The organism is Shewanella sp. WE21 (genome assembly GCF_002966515.1).
Taxonomy (GTDB): Bacteria; Pseudomonadota; Gammaproteobacteria; order Enterobacterales; family Shewanellaceae; genus Shewanella; species Shewanella oncorhynchi.
Window position 1 is genome coordinate 3,781,748 of the sequence record NZ_CP023019.1, and the last position, 17,782, is coordinate 3,799,529.

14 protein-coding genes and 1 pseudogene are annotated in these 17,782 nt (G+C 46.0%); 9 read left to right on the top strand and 6 right to left on the bottom strand.

Annotation, left to right across the window (positions count from 1 at the left end; translation table 11 throughout):
* Position 1 precedes the first annotated feature (1 nt).
* The 3 genes from scpB to CKQ84_RS16835 all read left to right on the top strand — a co-directional run bounded on the left by scpB (position 2) and on the right by CKQ84_RS16835 (position 2,533).
* A complete protein-coding gene (gene scpB, locus CKQ84_RS16825) occupies positions 2–598 on the top strand; it encodes an SMC-Scp complex subunit ScpB (protein ID WP_105252122.1) in 597 nt (198 codons plus the stop codon).
* Positions 591–1,466: a 23S rRNA pseudouridine(2605) synthase RluB gene (gene rluB, locus CKQ84_RS16830; protein ID WP_028760991.1), complete on the top strand. Its 876-nt coding sequence runs from the start codon at positions 591–593 to the stop codon at positions 1,464–1,466. Before scpB ends, rluB begins: the two co-directional genes overlap by 8 nt.
* A 101-nt stretch (positions 1,467–1,567) precedes the next feature.
* On the top strand, positions 1,568–2,533 hold the full coding sequence (locus CKQ84_RS16835) for a hypothetical protein (RefSeq protein WP_105252123.1): 966 nt from the start codon (positions 1,568–1,570) through the stop codon (positions 2,531–2,533).
* 146 nt (positions 2,534–2,679) lie between these two features.
* Here the strand turns inward: CKQ84_RS16835 and CKQ84_RS16840 are convergent, their stop codons facing one another.
* Positions 2,680–3,417, bottom strand: a complete 738-nt coding sequence (locus CKQ84_RS16840; protein WP_105252124.1) for a YciK family oxidoreductase — start codon at positions 3,415–3,417, stop codon at positions 2,680–2,682.
* A gap of 262 nt (positions 3,418–3,679) precedes the next feature.
* On the opposite strand from CKQ84_RS16840, the gene CKQ84_RS16845 reads away from it, so the two are divergent.
* Together CKQ84_RS16845 and sohB are read left to right on the top strand one after the other, a co-directional pair.
* Entirely contained in the window at positions 3,680–6,163 is a 2,484-nt protein-coding gene (locus tag CKQ84_RS16845; RefSeq protein WP_105252125.1) for a VolA/Pla-1 family phospholipase, read from the top strand.
* A gap of 111 nt (positions 6,164–6,274) precedes the next feature.
* Positions 6,275–7,291: a protease SohB gene (gene sohB / locus CKQ84_RS16850; RefSeq protein WP_105252126.1), complete on the top strand. Its 1,017-nt coding sequence runs from the start codon at positions 6,275–6,277 to the stop codon at positions 7,289–7,291.
* A gap of 87 nt (positions 7,292–7,378) precedes the next feature.
* Here sohB and CKQ84_RS16855 read toward each other — a convergent pair whose 3' ends face one another.
* Both CKQ84_RS16855 and CKQ84_RS16860 read right to left on the bottom strand, forming a co-directional pair.
* Positions 7,379–8,446, bottom strand: a complete 1,068-nt coding sequence (locus CKQ84_RS16855) for a DUF3083 family protein (protein WP_105252127.1) — start codon at positions 8,444–8,446, stop codon at positions 7,379–7,381.
* 145 nt (positions 8,447–8,591) lie between these two features.
* A complete protein-coding gene (locus tag CKQ84_RS16860; protein WP_028760985.1) occupies positions 8,592–9,191 on the bottom strand; it encodes an arylesterase in 600 nt (199 codons plus the stop codon).
* Between the two features lie 52 nt (positions 9,192–9,243).
* Here CKQ84_RS16860 and CKQ84_RS16865 point away from each other — a divergent pair, with 52 nt between their 5' ends.
* From CKQ84_RS16865 to lepB, 3 genes are all read left to right on the top strand, one after another.
* Positions 9,244–9,972, top strand: a complete 729-nt coding sequence (locus CKQ84_RS16865) for an ABC transporter ATP-binding protein (RefSeq protein WP_028760984.1) — start codon at positions 9,244–9,246, stop codon at positions 9,970–9,972.
* 2 nt (positions 9,973–9,974) lie between these two features.
* A complete protein-coding gene (locus CKQ84_RS16870) occupies positions 9,975–12,470 on the top strand; it encodes an ABC transporter permease (RefSeq protein ID WP_105252128.1) in 2,496 nt (831 codons plus the stop codon).
* Positions 12,471–12,736: 266 nt separating this feature from the next.
* Positions 12,737–13,399: a signal peptidase I gene (gene lepB / locus CKQ84_RS16875; protein ID WP_105252129.1), complete on the top strand. Its 663-nt coding sequence runs from the start codon at positions 12,737–12,739 to the stop codon at positions 13,397–13,399.
* Between the two features lie 75 nt (positions 13,400–13,474).
* Here lepB and gltS read toward each other — a convergent pair whose 3' ends face one another.
* The 3 genes and pseudogenes from gltS to folX form a co-directional block, all read right to left on the bottom strand.
* Positions 13,475–14,698, bottom strand: a complete 1,224-nt coding sequence (gene gltS / locus CKQ84_RS16880) for a sodium/glutamate symporter (protein WP_105252130.1) — start codon at positions 14,696–14,698, stop codon at positions 13,475–13,477.
* 532 nt (positions 14,699–15,230) lie between these two features.
* Positions 15,231–16,123 (bottom strand): annotated as a pseudogene (locus CKQ84_RS16885) (TIGR01777 family oxidoreductase).
* A gap of 87 nt (positions 16,124–16,210) precedes the next feature.
* Entirely contained in the window at positions 16,211–16,573 is a 363-nt protein-coding gene (gene folX / locus CKQ84_RS16890; RefSeq protein WP_105252131.1) for a dihydroneopterin triphosphate 2'-epimerase, read from the bottom strand.
* Positions 16,574–16,671: 98 nt separating this feature from the next.
* Between folX and CKQ84_RS16895 the strand changes: the two genes are divergently transcribed.
* Positions 16,672–17,781, top strand: coding sequence for an AI-2E family transporter (locus CKQ84_RS16895; protein ID WP_105252132.1), 1,110 nt, complete (start codon positions 16,672–16,674; stop codon positions 17,779–17,781).
* Position 17,782: the final 1 nt, after the last annotated feature.

A 17,782-nucleotide genomic window follows, 5' to 3' on the forward strand; every position in this document is an offset into this window, starting at 1 on the left:
GATGCAGATAAATCCTACTCAATTAAAACAGCTTATTGAAGCGAGTTTGTTTGTATTGGGGAAACCCTTGTCGGCGAAAATGTTGAAAGACACTGTATTGGTGGATTTCACGGTTTCCAGAGACAAAATAAAAGCTGCATTGGATGAGCTGCAGCAGGATTATCAAGACAGAGGTGTGCAACTTGTGAAAGTCGCTGGGGGTTATCGCTTCCAGACCTTAGAAGTCTTGAGTCCATTTTTGCAGCCCCTGTGGCAAGAAAAGGCGCCTAAATATTCGCGTGCGACATTAGAAACCTTGGCGGTGATTGCTTATCGTCAACCTGTGACTCGCGGCGATATTGAACAGGTGCGCGGTGTGGCTATAAGTAGCCATATCATAAAAAGTTTGTCAGATAGACATTGGATTAAAGTAGTTGGCCATAAAGAAGTACCGGGGCGACCCGCGTTATATGCCACTACCTTAGAATTTTTAGCATATTTTGGCTTAGACACCTTAGCGGATTTACCGCCGCTGTCGGATGCTGAGTCATTGCAGGCGGTTTTTTCAGGTTTGAAATCAGCGCCAGAACAGTCAGAAGAGCAAAATACTAATGAGTGAAAAGTTGCAGAAAGTCTTGGCCCGTGCAGGCCATGGCTCCCGTCGTGAGATGGAGGCATGGATTGCTGCAGGCCGAGTTAGTATTGATGGTGAAATTGCTAGCCTTGGGGATCGTATTGAAGCTGATGCTAAAGTACGTATCGATGGCAGAGCCATTTCGTTAAAGTCTGCCGAAGACGTGATTTGCCGTGTGCTGGCATATCATAAACCTGAAGGCGAAATTTGCAGTCGTAAAGATCCTGAAGGCCGTCCAACGGTATTCGATCGCTTACCTAAAGTGCGTGATTCACGCTGGGTAGCGGTTGGTCGTTTAGACATTAACACCTCAGGCTTATTGTTGTTTACGTCAGATGGTGAGTTGGCGAACCGTTTAATGCATCCATCGAACGAAGTCGACCGCGAATACGCAGTGCGTACCTTTGGTGAAATCCCTGAGGCGACAGTGCAACGTTTACGTACTGGCGTCATGTTAGAAGACGGCCCTGCGCAGTTTGATAGCATCAAACCAGCGGGCGGCGAAGGCATGAACCAGTGGTGGCATGTGTGTTTACGCGAAGGTCGCAACCGTGAAGTGCGCCGTTTGTGGGAATCCCAAGAAGTGCAAGTGAGCCGTTTGATCCGTATTCGTTATGGTATGGTCGAACTGCCAAAATCACTGCCTCGCGGTGGCTGGGTTGAATTGCCCGTAGAGCAAGTTAACTACTTGCGTAAGCTGGCGGGTCTTGAGCCCGAAACTCGTACTATGCTTGCTGCCGATAAACACAGCGTAGCCCGTGCTCAGGTGAAGAGTGCTAAAATTCGCCGCGCCGTACGTAAGCATAAAGTGACCGGATCGGGAAAACCTAAGCCATCGCGTCAGCGCAGCTAAGTTGTTTTATCCCAATGAAAAAGGCCGCTAAGCGGTCTTTTTGCTTTCTGTTATTTGCAGCTATGTTATAACAAGTCTCAGTTGGATTGAGGAGTGAATGAATGAAGCTAATTTCAGTGAAACGGATTTGGGAACACGCTGCCCATAATGCGTTTACCGATTTAATCACGTTTCAGGGGGCACTTTTTTGCGTTTTCCGTGAAGGGACAGCCCATGTGTCACCCGATGGTGCGCTACGAATTCTACGCTCAGCGGATTTAGGCGACACTTGGCAGAGCGTGGCGCTGATCCGTTCGGATGAGGCGGATTTACGCGATGGCAAACTGATTGAGTATCAAGGGGAATTACTCTTACTCGGCGGCGGGACTTTACACGATAAGTCTGGCTTACAATCACATCTTTGGCGCTCAGCCAATGGGCTAGCGTGGTCGGATGCGTTAAAAGTCGCGGATAAAGGCTATTGGTTATGGCGCTTAACCGAGCATCAAAATGCACTCTATGGCGTGGGTTATCGCGCTGGGCCTGATGGTGATACCCGTTTGTATAAGAGTGAGGATGGGGTGCAGTTTGAGACTTGGTTAAAGGTGTTTAATAATCAAGGTTATGTCAACGAAACTGCCATTGTTTTTCATCAAGAAAACGGCTTTTGTCTATTGAGGCGCGATCCCGTATGGGGCCCAGAATTTGTCGGTTTACTCGGCCACAGTCAAATGCCATTCACTGATTGGCAATGGCAAGAACTCGATAAGCGCATTGGTGGGCCAGTGATGTTGATGTATCAATCCCGTTTGTTGGCTGTGGTGCGTTTATACGATGAGCAAGTTCGCACGGCTTTAGTTGAAATTCATCCAGATACTGGCGTGGTTCAAGAACTACTGACACTGCCATCGAAGGGCGATACCAGTTATGCGGGCGTTGTTATTGATGGAAATGAGTTGTGGGTAAGTTATTACTCCAGCCATGAGTTAGCTGACTCACGGCTGGATACGCAAAATTCGCTTTATGAATCAAACAGAGTCGCCAAAGCTAAAACGATGATTTATTTTGCAAAAATTCAGTTAAGCTAAGATTGGCGGTGCGCTATCTTTGTCGTACTTAATATCATCGACAAGTTCTGGGTTTCATTTTGAGAATATCTAAAATAATAAAGAGCCATAAATAGGCCCTTTAATATTGCTGAATCATACCGGCAGAAACTCAATAAGCGATTCGATTACTGTGCGTTAAACTGCTGTCCGTTGACGGCACTAGAATCTTGACCCATCAAATATAGATAGGTCGGCATGATCTCTTCAGCGGTTTTGAGATCCAGTGGATTCTCTGCAGGGTAGGCTTTAGCGCGCATCTCAGTGCGGGTTGCTCCTGGATTGATGCTGTTAACTCGAACTGAGGTGCCATCGCATTCATGGGCGAGAACTTGCATCATGCCTTCGGTGGCAAACTTAGAGAAAGCATAAGGTCCCCAATAGGCGCGGCCTTGACGACCCACACTGCTCGACGTAAAGATAATCGATGCACTGGGTGCTTGGCGCATCACAGGTAGTAATGCTTTAGTTAGCATGACTTGGGCCGTGACGTTCACTTTGAGCACGTCTTCGAGTGATGGAATATCTATGTGTTCAAACGGACCTAAGGCACCGAGTAAGCTAGCGTTATGTAATAAGCCGTCTAAATGATCGAATTGCTCGGCAATGGTATCGGCCATATCGCGATAATTTTGTTCCGTTGCGCCCTTAAGATCCAATGGCACTATGGCAGGTTTGGGATAACCGGCTTGTTCTATTACGTCGTAAACTGCTTCCAATTTTTTCACTGTTTTACCAAGTAAAATCACAGTGGCGCCGTGTTTTGCAAACTCAATGGCGGCGGTTCGGCCTATGCCAGCACCAGCGCCTGTGACTAAAATCGTCTTGCCCTTGAGTAAATCTTTTGCTGCTTGATATTCCAACATGAGTCTCTTTTTCCTCTTGGCGAGAATGCCCGCCACTTCTAGAGTCGCCGAAGTGATAAACGCATGTTTCAAACAAATGAATGAAACTTTGTTATCAATAGCTAAAATCTTTGTGACAAACTTGTGGCTAACTCAATATTTTTACGTTAACTTGAAATGAGTTAGGGGCTAACATAAGCCCTATTGGTCACAGATCTAAAAGCTATTGTGACTAATTTCTTGGGGAAAACAAAACTATTACAACAAGATTTGGGGAAAAAAGATGAAAAGACTCATTTTGGGTGTTGCGATTGCATCTGCACTGGGCCTCACAGGATGTGGTGAGGACAGTTTTAATGAACTCAAGGATAAGACAGAAGTGCTCATCCCTGAATCGCACATGGTGTTCGACCCTGCTAATTCAAAAGTTCCATTACCGAATGATTTGCTGTTCAGTGGCACCAAAGATGGCACATTATCAATTCCGGGTGAAAGCTCGGGCAATTATGTTGATCCACAAATAGCGCTTGGGGCGTTAGATGGGTGGTCGACAACATCACCGATTTCTATTGATATCGATTTGGCGAAAAAACATGACGGTACACCGCTGACCTTAATGGCGGCATCGGTTTCACAACCGGGTGCTGTCAGAATGTTTGAAGCCACAGTAGGCGGCGCATTATCATCTGATCCCGAATGTAAGGCTAAACCTTCAGTTTCAGCCTGTAAAGTGGGCACTGAGTTGCAGTTTGGCGTTGACTTTATATCAACCGCTTCGGGCAAAAAAGTGGTAATAATTCCGCTTAAGCCACTCAAAGCTGGGCAATCTTATATTTATGCGACAACGAATCTTATTCAAGATTCTGAAGGTCGTGGTATCGCTCCTTCAACGACCTATGGTTTGTTGAAGCTGGATATCAATACGTTACCTTTAGAAACGCCAGACCAATTGATGCTGCAAACCTTAGTGAACAGTTATGAGAAAGGGATTGCTGCGGCCCATAAGGTCGATCCTTTAACCATCAGTTACTCTGGCTTATTTACCACTCAGTCTGTTGCTAACGTCTATGAAACCACCAAATTACTGATGGCGAAGGGAGTTCCCTATGCACCAAGCTTTGCCCAGATGCCAACACCAACTGGATTGACTGTGGCTCAAGTGGCGGGCTTAACACCAGCTGCTGGAGCTGCCTATGTTGCCGCAAACTTGGCTGATGTGTATACGGCAAAAATTAAACTGCCTATTTACGGTGATTGTTCTTCAGTTGGTTGTTTATCCGCTGAAGGTAAACCATTAATTAATGGTCATTGGAAAGCCCAAGGTGATAGCCCTGTATCTGTGCTACTTGCACTGCAAGCGGGCACACTCAGCCAGAATAATTTTGGTATGCAAGCGGTGGCTAATGGTATTGCTAACCCTGCTGATGCTTTAGCTAATCCCTCGTTAATGGCGGGTAAAACATGGGTTTTAGACGATGGCACGGCAGTTGATAAAACCAAACATCTGACTAAGTTCAATCCTATTCCAGCAATCAAAGGTTATGAAACAGTATCTGTACTGATTTCTATGCCCAATGCAACGAAATTGGCCGCTTTTTATCAACAGCAAGGTCGTGAGTTTATTCCTCCTACATCTGGTTGGCCAACAACAATTGCCCTTCACGGTTTAGGTGGCGGTAAAGAAATGTCATTGGCCTATGCCGGCACGTATGCGGCAATGGGGGTTGCAACTGTTGCTATTGATATGCCACTTCACGGTGCGCGTTCATTTGATGCTAACGGTGATGGGATTTATGAAGTCTCTGCGACAGATCCTGCCTTCGGTGCAGTTGTCGGTAAACCGGATGCCTTTAAAAATGGTAACCCGTTGGTGTTTGTGAATATTTCTAGCACTTTGTCGGTGCGAGATAATTTCCGTCAAGCGACGATGGACCATTTAGGGGTGCGTCTTGCTCTTACGGGCTTAGCACAGGGCTTAGCACAAGCAGGTCAGCCGCAAGTATTTGATGTGACTAAAATCAGTGCTCAAGGTCTGAGTTTAGGCGCCATTGTGGGCACTGATTTTGCGGCCTATGCCAGCACAGGTATGAAGAATCCTGCAACCGGCGATGCCTTGCCAAATGCTTATGCTATCAATGCTGTATCCTTAGTTGCGCCAGCAGGTGGATTAGCAGGATCATTCGCAGGTTCTGCAACCTTTGGCCCAGTACTGTTTAGTAATATTACGGCATCTGCAACTTTCCAAGCACAGGTCGATGCGGCTAATACAGCAGGTTATGAGCCTGGTAGCCCTGAATATGCGGCACTGGTGCAGGCGGTATACGCACAGTTTATTCCGACGTTTGCCTTTGCGGTTCAAACAGCGGTAGATTCTGCAGATCCTGTTAACCATGCAGCTATGTTAAAAGCGACTGGCTTACCTGTGCACTTAATTGAAGTGGCGGGTGATGGTAACGGTAACTTAGCAGACCAAGTGCTGCCTAATCGCGTCGATAACTTCCCATTATCGGGCACTGAGCCGCTGATCGCTGCCATCGGGCTACCTTGTGCCGATAGCACGAGCAAAGGTCATGGCGTTGTGCGCTTCGCTAAAGGTCACCACAGTTCGATTGTTGATCCTAAAGAAAAGGAATCAACGGATGGTATGGCCGCGGCTGCCACGGTTGAAATGCAGACTCAAGTGGCAACCTATGCAGCTACTGCAGGTAAGGGCGATGCGACGATTTTAGTGACAAACAGTGAGGTCATTGCGACTTGTCCTAACTAATCTTGCCTTAATCGGAAAAACCCAGCCTTTGCTGGGTTTTTTTATGGGCCTTTAGGCTGTTAGAATAGCGCGCAATTGACTGAATGATGTAACGCCCTAACGGAGAACACTTTGGAATTTTTATACGAGTATGGAATGTTTTTGGCGAAAGCCGTCACAATAGTGGTCGCAATCGTTGCCGTTATTATTGTGGTGTTGGCTTCCACTGTAAAACACAAATCAGATAAGGGCGAGCTGAGGATCACTAACTTGTCTGAAGAGTTAGAAGAACTTAAGCATGGCTTAAAAGAAGAACTTCTGTCAAAGAAACAATTCAAAGCCTATGAAAAGCAATTAAAAGCTGACGAAAAGGCAAAAGACAAGGCCGCAGATGAAGCCTGCACGGGCAAAGTGTTCGTGATTGATTTTAAGGGCAGTATTGATGCCGCTGAGGTCGCATCACTGCGTGAAGAAATCAGTGCAATTATCGCTATCGCAGAAAAAGGCGATGAAGTGGTTGTCAATGTAGAGAGTGGCGGTGGTATGGTGCATGGTTATGGTTTAGCCTCCAGCCAGTTAGATCGCTTACGCCAAGCTGATATTCCATTGACTGTCTGTGTTGATAAAGTCGCCGCCAGTGGTGGCTATATGATGGCCTGTGTAGCGAATAAAATTTATGCTGCACCTTTTGCCATTGTCGGTTCTATTGGTGTTGTTGCTCAACTGCCTAACTTTAATCGCCTGCTGAAAAAGCATGAAATTGATTATGAGCAACATACCGCCGGTAATTTTAAACGCACCTTGACAGTATTTGGTGAAAACTCCGATGAGGGAAGACAGAAGTTTCAAGAAGAACTCGAAGAAACCCACGTCTTATTTAAAGCGTTTGTTGGTAAGTATCGCCCTGAGTTGGATTTAGTGAAAGTCGCTACTGGCGAGCATTGGTACGGTCAGCAAGCTATTGAATTAGGTTTAGTTGATGCGATTTCGACCAGCGATGATGTGATAATGTCACTCGCCACAGAGCGTACTGTGTACAAGATACGTTATCAGGTGAGAAAGAAACTTGCCGATAAAATTGCCCACGGTGCTTCTTTGTCTGTGAACGCTATTTTCAATCGCCTCATAGAAAAAAATCGTCCTATGTAATTCTGTCTATTGGTGAATAAAAGTAAAAACGCCTGCATTTGCAGGCGTTTTCATTTGCTTAGCTTTCGCGGCTAATACCGAAGTGGGTTAGATTTGATAGCTGATATGTTGATGGAAGCGTACGATGAGATCTTCACGCTCCGGATCGACACCTATGTCCGCAGCAAAGGCCTTCAGGGCTGTTTCAACATTGTTCATAAAGCGACCGAAACCCGAATCGTCACAGTCCTTAGTACCTGCCACTATGGTAAAGTGCGCGGCTTCGACCAAGTTATCGGCATCCCAACGACGGATCACTTGTTGCTCAGTCGCATTAGGATCGAACCCTATCATTTGTACTTCGGCTTTGCTGTCGAGCTTTTCAAACTTACTGTTACGCACAAGCGGTGTTAAGCCGTTCGCTATCATAGCAAGGCGTGTCAGCTGTCTATTAGCTGCCGCTTTGAGGAAGCAGTCTTCAAGATGCTGATATAAAGGCGTAAAGTCAGTGGCTGAGTCAGGTAATAAACCCTGTTTGAGTTTGCGACTCAGCGGCAAGCTCACCGTCACATAGGTAAGAGAGCTAACGTTTTCTTGTAACTCACATTTTCTGGCTTTATATCTTGGGCCGATGGCGCGCAGTTTATAACCATAGGTTTCTTTATAGCCCTTAGCTTTTGCGAACAGATCATAGGATAAATGCTGATGGTCGCGGACCTTAACCTTAAGATCGCTTATTGGCATTAAGGGCATTAATTCAGTGAGCAACTCACGCACCTTGATATGGAAACTGGCGGAATTACTGCGAATATCGTCACCTGTGGCAAGAAACACAATGCGCAGTTTGCGGGCGCGATAGTTTTCTTGCGAGAATAAGTTTTGGGCTTCGTGGTAGGCTGGGTTATAAAAAAATAGAATTTGTTCAGTGGTTTGGAAGCAATATGCTTCGGTATGGTAACGCACTACTGGCAGTTTATCGTTAGTGATCACGTGAACATTACGGAGATCGTGTTGTTCTGCCAAATTAAATATCAAACGGCTTAACGTTTGATAACAGCTTTGATAATCGGGATATTGATTGAGTAGCTCATCCGTCACCTTGATTTCGGCTGTGATGTATTGATTGGTACGGGCTTCCTTGGGTATGTACACTTTTTGCTGATGGCTAAGGGACATATTGACTCCTTGTTTGAGTTAACCATTTGCTAACACGAATTTTACTGTTTATCTATAGGGTGAATCTTGCGTTAGAACACGTTTTTATCCGTTGAACATGAGTTTAGCTAAGTAAGCGGTTCGTTAGCTTAAAATAGCAGCTATTTTATTGGGTTAACGCATTTTCTATCCATGGTTGCATCCAAGCCGCAATCTGAGCTTGCGCCTTTTCGTTGGGATGAATGCCATCCCTTTGCATTAATTCTGGATGGGGCGCGATATCCTGCATAAAGAAGGGGATCAACACTATATCCTGGGTTTTAGATATGTCTTGATACACTTGGGTGAACTTTTGGGTATAGCGAGGGCCATAGTTAGGCGGTACCATGATCTCGGTCAGCAGCACTTTTGCGCCGCTATCTTTGGCTAGGGTAATGATTTGGATTAGATTATTTTCGAGTTGCGTTGGGGGGAATCCACGTAAACCATCATTACCTCCTAGCTCAACGACCACAAGATCGGGAGCAACAGAATCGAGCAAGGCGGGTAATCGGCGTAGGCCGCCCGCTGTGGTTTCGCCGCTCACTGAGCCATTGGTAAACTGATGTTCGGGCAGATTTTTTTGCAGTAGTGCTACCCAGCCTGACTGTTCTGCCATGCCGTAGCTAGCGCCTAAGCTATCGCCGAGGATCAGTATCTTTGCCGCGTGAGCGGGCGTGACCATGAGTACACTCAGTAGGATGAATGCCCCTAGGGTCTTCGCCATTGATTTTAATCTTAGCGATTGATACCAGAACGATTTATATAAGAAGGATCCTATGTCTAACGTCATCTTAAAAAACAGTGCCATTAATGTTGTTAACCTCGAAAAATCAGTGATTACTCAGGAAGGAACGCTCACTATCCTCAAGGGCATTAACTTAGATGTCAAGCAAGGTGAGAGTGTGGCTATTCTCGGCCCATCAGGTTCAGGCAAATCCACCTTATTGGGATTGCTTGCGGCGCTTGATACGCCTACGTCGGGGGAGATTTGGCTCGATGGTGTGGCATTATCACCACTGAATGAAGAGCAAAAAGCGGCACTGCGTAAACAGAAGGTCAGCTTTATTTTTCAATCCTTTATGTTAGTGGATACCTTAACTGCACTCGAGAACGTCATGTTACCCGCCGAGCTTGCGGGCGTGAGCAATGCCAAGGAAAAAGCGCAGGCCATGTTGGTGCGTGTTGGTTTATCCCATCGCTTGACCCATTTACCCAAACAGCTTTCGGGTGGTGAACAGCAAAGGGTGGCGATTGCCCGCGCTTTTATCTGTGAACCTACAGTTTTGTTTGCCGATGAACCAACAGGCAATTTAGACAGCGTCAACGGCCATAAGATTGCCGATATGTTGTTTGAGCTTAATCAAGAAAGCCATACAACCTTAGTCCTTGTTACCCATGATCTGCTGCTGGCCAAGCGGTGTGAGCGTCAACTAGTGATGGATAACGGCCATTTACAGGAAGATATCACTCAAACAGAACTGCTAGCTGATGTTAAGGAGGCTTAATAATGGAGTTAAGTCTGGCATGGCGCCTGTTTAAACGCGAGTTACAGCAAGGACAATTGTTATTGATTATCCTCGCTATTACGCTCGCAGTTTTGTCTGTGAGTGGCTTGGCGCGGGTGAGTGAACGTCTGCAAGTGGCAATTAGTGGTCAAGCTTCACAGTTTATTGCGGCCGACCGTATTATCGATTCGCCGGTTAAAATTGATGCGGCGATTTTATCCAAAGCCGAAGCGCTTGGGCTTAAGCATGTGACTAACATGCAATTTAATTCCATGGTCTATTCGGGAGATAAGTTTCAGTTAGTCACTGTACGCGCCGTAGAGTCGGGTTACCCGCTTAAGGGGGATATTGAACTCACCAGCGGTAAAACAAAGGCGTTACCTCAAGCGGGCGAAATCTGGTTTGAGACTCGTTTAGGCGGACTTTTGGGTTATCCCAAATCCATCGAACTAGGTAACAGCGAATTTGTGCTCAGCAATGAGATCAGCCGCTTACCCGACGCAGGTTTTAATCCTTTTGCTTCATCGCCTGTGGTATTGATGCGGATGGAGGATGTCGCCAAAACAGGTGTTATTCAACCAGGCAGCCGCGTGACTTATCTGTATCAATTTGCTGGCGATGAAGCCTCGCTTACGGCCTTTGAGCAAAGTGTTAAACCGCTTCTCAATAGCACCCAACGTTGGGTCGATGTGCAATCCGGTGATTCACCGATTGCGGGAGCGGTTAAGCGAGCGGAGCGCTTCTTACTGCTGGCAAGTTTGATGGGCATTGCATTGGCCTGCGCGGCGATAGGTATTGCCGCCCAGCGTTATTGTCAGCGCCATTACGATGTGGTTGCCATGCTGAAAACCTTTGGCGCCTCGGCAAAGCAAATTCGCCTGTTGTTTGGTACTCATTTATTGTTGGTAACGCTACTGGGAATTGGTCTAGGTCTAATTGGGGGAGGGTTACTCGATTTTGGGATCAGTTATCTATTGCCACCCGAAATTGCGGCCTATTCACCGCCACTCACACGGCCATTATTACTCGGTATCAGCACTGGGCTCATCAGCGCCTTTATGTTTTCGGCTTATCCATTGATGCGTTTACTGGCTATTCCGCCACTGCGGGTGTTGCAGCGCCAGTTAGAAGGCTTACAGCTTGGTATGTGGCTGCATTTGCTACTGAGTCTAGGGGCTATGGCGCTACTGGGCTATTTGTATTCCCAAAGTTGGACTTTGACTCTGACTGTGGTCGCGGCTGTGCTATTGCTGGCTGTGCTATTAAGTCTGCTTGGATTTGTGATGATACGAGCAGGACACAGTGTTGGTATGAAGACTACCAATCCTTTGCAATTAGCACTGGCGGGGCTAAGGCGTCGTGCGCGGCAAAATGCGGTGCAATTGGTTGGCTTTAGCGCTGCACTGGTACTGTTATTGACGATTTTGGCGCTAAGACAAGATTTACTTAACGAATGGCAAAAACAGTTGCCCGAAAATGCGCCTAATTATTTCCTTGTCAATATTGCGCCTGATGATGCAAAGCCCTTGAATGATTTCATGACGGTGAAGGGGATAGTGGCGACAGACATTTATCCGGTGATCCGTGGCCGATTAACTCAAATTAACGGTGAAGCGCTGATTTCGAATGAACAGTCAGAAGCGGGTGAAAAGGGAAGAGTGGGCATTTCGCGCGAGTTAAACCTAACGTGGCGCAATACACTACCTGCTAACAACGAACTGTTAGAGGGGCATTTTAATCAAGCCGCCGATGAAGTGTCGGTGGAGTCCGGCGTGGCGGAGCGTCTAGGTATTGGTCTTGGCGATAAGCTGACTTACGTGATTGATAATCAAGAGCTCACAGTTAAAGTTGCCAGTATTCGTGCCGTGCATTGGGAAACACTGCAACCGAACTTCTTTATGATTTTCACCCAAGAAGCGCTCGCGCCTTTTGCGTATACCTCGATGGCGAGTTTTTATTTGAATGATCAGGCGACTAACGATAAGACTATTAATGCTGATGGTACGCCTAAGGATGCAGTGATCCTTGCGCTTATTCAGCAATTTCCGACCATATCTATCATAGATGTTGGCGCTATGGTGGGGCAGTTGCGGCAGATAATTGAGCAAGTGTCGCTGTCCTTGTCTTTAGTGCTGGCCTTAGTGTTATTAGCCAGTGCCTTAGTCTTGATTGCACAGACTGAGGCTGGCATGGCAACTCGGCAACGTGAACTGGCGGTGTTACGTACCTTTGGTGCTTCAGGATGGTTATTGCGCAGTGCAACGGGTTTAGAGTTCGCCTTACTTGGCGGTATTGCGGGTGTGTTAGCCGTAATTGTGGCCGAATTTGCGTTATATCTACTTAAGACGCAAGTATTTGAACTTAATGTATACATGCACTGGCCTTGGTGGGGTATTGCCCCTGTTTCTGGAGCCTTAATCGTCGCCTTACTAGGGGTTTGGCGTTGTCGACAATTGCTCAGCCAATCTTGCTCTGAGCTATTAAAGGCTGGGAGCTAGGGCGGTTTGTGAACTCTGTTGATGGGCTAAAACATAAAGCTTATTAAGACAACAAGCTGAGCCAACATTAAAAGCACTGATGCGACATAAGCTCAGTGCTTTTTTGTTATGGGGTTGATTCTGCTGCACTTGAATTGAATATGCTTTTTACATCGGCTTACAAATTGATCTGTGCTTAAGCAGGTAGCAACAGAACTTAGTGCAACGCAATGGGTCTATCTAACTGAGAACAGCGACTAGCTTATATATGCCATAGAGGGAATATTATGTTCAAAGGAATAACAAAACTGCTTAAGGATAATCGCTCCTTTTTTCTGTTTATCAGCTTAATGTTAGTGTTCAGGAGCGCTGTGGCCGATTGGAATACTGTGCCATCGGGTTCTATGCTGCCGACTATCGTCGAGGGTGATCGCATTCTTGTTAATAAGATGGCTTATGATCTTAGGGTGCCATTTACGCATATTGCATTAGTTAAACTGGCAGATCCTGCTCGCGGCGATATTGTGGTATTTGACTCGAAAAAGGCCGATAAAAAACTGATCAAGCGGGTAATAGCTGTGCCAGGCGATACTGTGATGATGCTGGATAATCGCTTGTATTTAAACGGCGAACTGCTTAGCTACACATCCCAAGCATTGAGTGCTTATGCTCCCGCTGATGTGACAGAAATGCAGGAAAATTTACTCGGTATGGTCCACAGTATTCGCCTTAACCCAGTACCCTCAAGGCTTGCCAATTTTGGACCTGTCACAGTGCCGGATGCGCATTATTTAGCACTGGGTGATAATCGTGATAACAGCGCAGACTCTCGGGTTATTGGCTTCGTGCCCCGTGATGAGATTGTTGGCCGTTCAAGTTCAGTCGTTTTCTCCCTTGATTATGATGATTATTACCTGCCTCGGCCTGAACGCTTAATGCGTGAATTCTAGTCTTAACTATTTTGAACCATGAAATAGGGCGCCAAAGTCGGCGCCCTATTTTTTAAGTGATTGAGTTATAAACAACTACTTCATAAAGCTCAGATAGCCCTGTAAGACAATTAAGTTAACTATGTCGATGAAGAAGGCACCGACGATAGGTACTACCATAAAGGCTTGGGGTGATGGCCCTGTGCGTGATACTAGCGCGCCCATATTCATTACCGCTGTTGGGGTTGCACCCATACCAAAGCCGCAGTGGCCACCGGTGATCACCGCAGCATCGTAATTACTGCCCATGACTTTGAACGTCACGAAATAGGCAAAAATGGCCAACACTGCGGTTTGTACCAGTAAAATCACCAGTAGCGGGATCGCTAAATCAAAAATTTCCCATAATTTTAAAGTCATTAAGGCCATTGAGAGGAAGAGTGACAGCGCGACAGTCCCTATCACATCGATGCTTTCGGTATGGGGTTTGTAACCGCGGGTGAGTTCTGTGAGATTAGCGATGAGCACGCCAAGAAAAAGAGCATATACAAAGTCGGGCATCTTTAGCCATGCAATACCCGATTGGCTGATCCACAGCGTGAGCCATTTTGATCCTGCAACACACAACAACAGCACAAACAGAGTTTCTAATATGGTTTTGGCGGTGACTTGGTCTTCTTCTAAGTGATCATAAGTGACTAAATGCGGATGTTCACTGTGATGCTTGCGGCCAACCCCATAGCGAGAAACAAGATTATGCTTACCGATTAATCGCTGCGCGACGGGGCCACCGATGATCCCACCCATGATCAAACCAAAAGTTGCCGCGGCCATAGCAAACTCTAAGGTGTTGATACCGTAGCGCTCAGCAAAGGTTTGTGACCAAGCAACGCCGGTACCATGGCCGCCCGACAGGGTAATTGATCCTGCGATAAGTCCCATGATGGGATCGAGCCCCAATAGGCTGGCTAAACTGACGCCGACGGCATTTTGAATCACAATATACATTGAGGCTACACCTAAAAAGATGAAGACTTTTTTACCACCGCTGAGCAATAGCTTGTAGTTTGCCGAGAGGCCAATGGTGCTAAAAAACATCAGCATTAAGGTATTTTGCAGTGATAGGCTGAAGTCGAGACTGATATTTTGAAAGTGAAGAAATGTGACTCCCGCGGCGACAACAAGGCCACCCACTATGGGTTCGGGGATATTATATTGCCTGAAGACACGTACATGGCGATTGATAGAGTGGCCGATAAACAGCACGAAAATGGCAATTAAAAATGATTCTAGCTCGCCAATCATATAGGTCATGTGCATGAAAATTCCTTACAAACTGTCTTAGTGCGGGCATTTCATTGGGCACAATGTCCAATGAGAAGTAACCCATCTTGTTATTAAGTACCTGCTAATGCTGGATGTTAAGCGCTTGATGTCGAGGACAGATCAGTGTCAATCCGATAAAAAATTTAAAGGATGAGTAGGCGCGAGTGTGTATCGTTTTATGGTCTACAGACCAAGAACAGCAGATTAAATAGCCTGTTCCTGAGCATAAATAACTGTCTATTTATGAGGTGTTGCTGAGTCTATCTGTGGTCAAGGCTGAGGCGGTTAATGCGTGCCTCCTATGACCGAATGGAGGCGAGTTTAGCAGAAAATGGACGGATTGTCGCTAAATCATAATATAAATCATGATGTTACATTCTTGTTTTTCTAGTGTTGCTAAAATAATGGCAAGATTGACGTTACAATATACCTAGCTGTTGAGCGGATTTGAGTACTAAGATCCACCTGCATTAGCCACTGATTTTATCAGCATATTAAAGCTGAGTTTAGGCGCTAGCGTGCTAGCCTATTTGGCTAACACGTTTGTTAAGGCGTTATCGAGATCACTGAATTGAAACTGAAAACCCGCTTCGAGGGCACGTTTGGGGTAAACAAATTGCCCTTCCGTCAGCAGCTCCGACATTTCGCCCATCGCTAAGCGTAATGCAAGCGGTGGGGTCGTGATTAACGCTGGGCGATTAAGTGCTTTTCCGAGCGCTTTGGTAAACACAGCGTTACTCACTGGATTGGGTGCTGTGGCATTAAATATGCCTTTACAGTGTTGTTGAGTGAGTAAAAAATCAATAAGGGAAATGAGATCCTGCACATGGATCCAGCTCATACCTTGGCGTCCATGGCCAATTGGGCCACCGAGTCCGAGTTTAAATGGCGGTAACATTTTCTCTAAGGCACCACCTTTACCTAGCACGATACCAATACGGATAATGCAGACTCGTGTGTGCTCTGAGGTTGCATTTAGCGCTTCTTGCTCCCATTTTCGACAGATGTCATGGCTAAACTCAACATGGGCACCACTAGACTCATCGAGTAATTTATCATCGTGCCGCCCGTAATAACCGACTGCCGAACCACTCACCATGATCTGAGGAGGAGTGCTACTCTGTTGTATTAGCTGAGTTAATCTTGCCGTAATATCCCAGCGACTATCACAAATGCGTTGCTTCTGATTTTTACTCCAACGTTTAGCGACTATGGGTTCACCGCAAGATTTACGATGGCATCAATGTGATTTAAGTTGCTTAGCACATCGAGACTCTCGAGGTAATGGTGCTGATTGCCGAGCACTTTTTGTGTTTGTTGCACTGAGCGAGTTAATAACGTCAGTTGATGATATGGCGCCAGTCGTTCGACTAATTGGCGACCAATAAAGCCGCTTGCGCCGGTGATCAGTATATTCATGGAACCTCTCTTAATTGGTTAAGCTCTGCGGATATATACCAAAATGCGGTGTGCAACGATCACTTAGTCGGAGTATTTTTAGCCAGATTATTTTTGATAACATAACTCCATCGAGACTGAATCGGCAAAGCGTAGTGCATGGGGTTTGTCTATTTCGACACTGGCAAATTCAACCCAAGGATGCTCACTGGCGATGGCCAGCGTTTGGCTGGTGAGATTTTCGAGTAATGAGAAACGGTTATTCTCAATCAGTTCAATGATCTTTTTGGTGATTGTGCGGTAATTGAGCGCATCCTCGACATTGTCACTGTTGCGGGCACGTTCGGCACAATAATGGATCACGACATTAATGATCACGTCTTGGCGATTTTGGATTTCATCGTCTTTAATGCCAATAAAAGTACGAAGTCTTAAGTTTTTAATGCGTATAATCGCGGTTTCTGGTTTCATAATGACAAATGGCTATCTTAAGCTAAAGTTTCTGAGGTTAAGTGGTTTCAAGGGTTAGCCTAACAATTTTATCTAAGATCAAGAAGGATTTTTAATAAATGACTCGACCTAATGCGCCCTCTGCTGCTTATCGTGGCTTTGCGGTTATGGCCTTTGTAGTGATTATTTTGGCAGGGATTAAGGCGGCGAGCCCGATTGTGGTGCCGTTTGTGCTGTCCAGTTTTCTTGCGGTGATTTGTAATCCTGCAATCGGTTTGATGACAAAGTTCCGTGTGCCTAAATGGCTGGCAGTGATCCTCTTGATGGGTTTTATTGTTTTGATGGGCCTATGGTTAGCCTCGGTCGTCGGCAGTTCTGTCAATGAGTTTTCTAAACAATTGCCCCAATATCGCGATCAGCTGGTGGAGCAGTTTTCGTGGATTATCCATAAATTACAGGCATTAAATATTCAGATTTCGAAGGATCAGGTATTAGCCTATTTTGACCCAGGTATGGCCTTGTCCATGACCACGAATATGCTATCGGGTGTCGGCAATGTGATGGCGAATTTATTTCTGATCATCCTCACTATCGTCTTTATGTTGTTTGAAGCTCAGTCGCTGCCAAAGAAATTGCATCTGGCATTGGACGATCCCGATATGCGCTTAAAGCAGATTGACCGCTTTTTACAATCTGTGAATCAGTACATGGTGATCAAGACCTTAGTGAGTTTGGCTACTGGGATCATCGTCGGTGTGGGATTGACCTTCATCGGCGTGGATTACGCCATGTTATGGGCGGTGATTGCTTTCCTGTTTAATTACATTCCCAATATTGGTTCTATCATTGCCGCCATTCCAGCGGTGTTGTTGGCCTTTATTCAGCTTGGCCCTGCGGCTGCGGGGGGGACTGCACTTTTGTACGTGGGTGCCAACATGGTGATGGGCAATATCATTGAGCCTAAATTTATGGGGCGCGGCCTGGGGTTATCGACCTTAGTGGTATTTTTATCATTAATTTTCTGGGGCTGGTTATTAGGTTCTGTGGGCATGTTGCTGTCAGTGCCATTGACTATGGTGGTTAAAATTGCCCTCGAATCGAGTAAGAGTGGTAATTGGTTAGCCATTTTATTATCGGACGATATCGAAGATAAGTACTTGGCCAGTAACACGGAAAATTCAATTCCCAATGGCGATGAAGCCAATACAAGTGCAACTGAGAGTAAGTAGT

Excerpts from the sequence above, each read along its gene's own strand:
- scpB (WP_105252122.1), top strand. The coding sequence starts at position 2 with ATGCAGATAAATCCTACTCAATTAAAACAGCTTATTGAAGCGAGTTTG.
- rluB (WP_028760991.1), top strand. The coding sequence starts at position 591 with ATGAGTGAAAAGTTGCAGAAAGTCTTGGCCCGTGCAGGCCATGGCTCC.
- CKQ84_RS16835 (WP_105252123.1), top strand. The coding sequence starts at position 1,568 with ATGAAGCTAATTTCAGTGAAACGGATTTGGGAACACGCTGCCCATAAT.
- CKQ84_RS16840 (WP_105252124.1), bottom strand. The coding sequence starts at position 3,417 with ATGTTGGAATATCAAGCAGCAAAAGATTTACTCAAGGGCAAGACGATT.
- CKQ84_RS16845 (WP_105252125.1), top strand. The coding sequence starts at position 3,680 with ATGAAAAGACTCATTTTGGGTGTTGCGATTGCATCTGCACTGGGCCTC.
- CKQ84_RS16855 (WP_105252127.1), bottom strand. The coding sequence starts at position 8,446 with ATGTCCCTTAGCCATCAGCAAAAAGTGTACATACCCAAGGAAGCCCGT.
- CKQ84_RS16860 (WP_028760985.1), bottom strand. The coding sequence starts at position 9,191 with ATGGCGAAGACCCTAGGGGCATTCATCCTACTGAGTGTACTCATGGTC.
- CKQ84_RS16865 (WP_028760984.1), top strand. The coding sequence starts at position 9,244 with ATGTCTAACGTCATCTTAAAAAACAGTGCCATTAATGTTGTTAACCTC.
- CKQ84_RS16870 (WP_105252128.1), top strand. The coding sequence starts at position 9,975 with ATGGAGTTAAGTCTGGCATGGCGCCTGTTTAAACGCGAGTTACAGCAA.
- lepB (WP_105252129.1), top strand. The coding sequence starts at position 12,737 with ATGTTCAAAGGAATAACAAAACTGCTTAAGGATAATCGCTCCTTTTTT.
- gltS (WP_105252130.1), bottom strand. The coding sequence starts at position 14,698 with ATGCACATGACCTATATGATTGGCGAGCTAGAATCATTTTTAATTGCC.
- folX (WP_105252131.1), bottom strand. The coding sequence starts at position 16,573 with ATGAAACCAGAAACCGCGATTATACGCATTAAAAACTTAAGACTTCGT.
- CKQ84_RS16895 (WP_105252132.1), top strand. The coding sequence starts at position 16,672 with ATGACTCGACCTAATGCGCCCTCTGCTGCTTATCGTGGCTTTGCGGTT.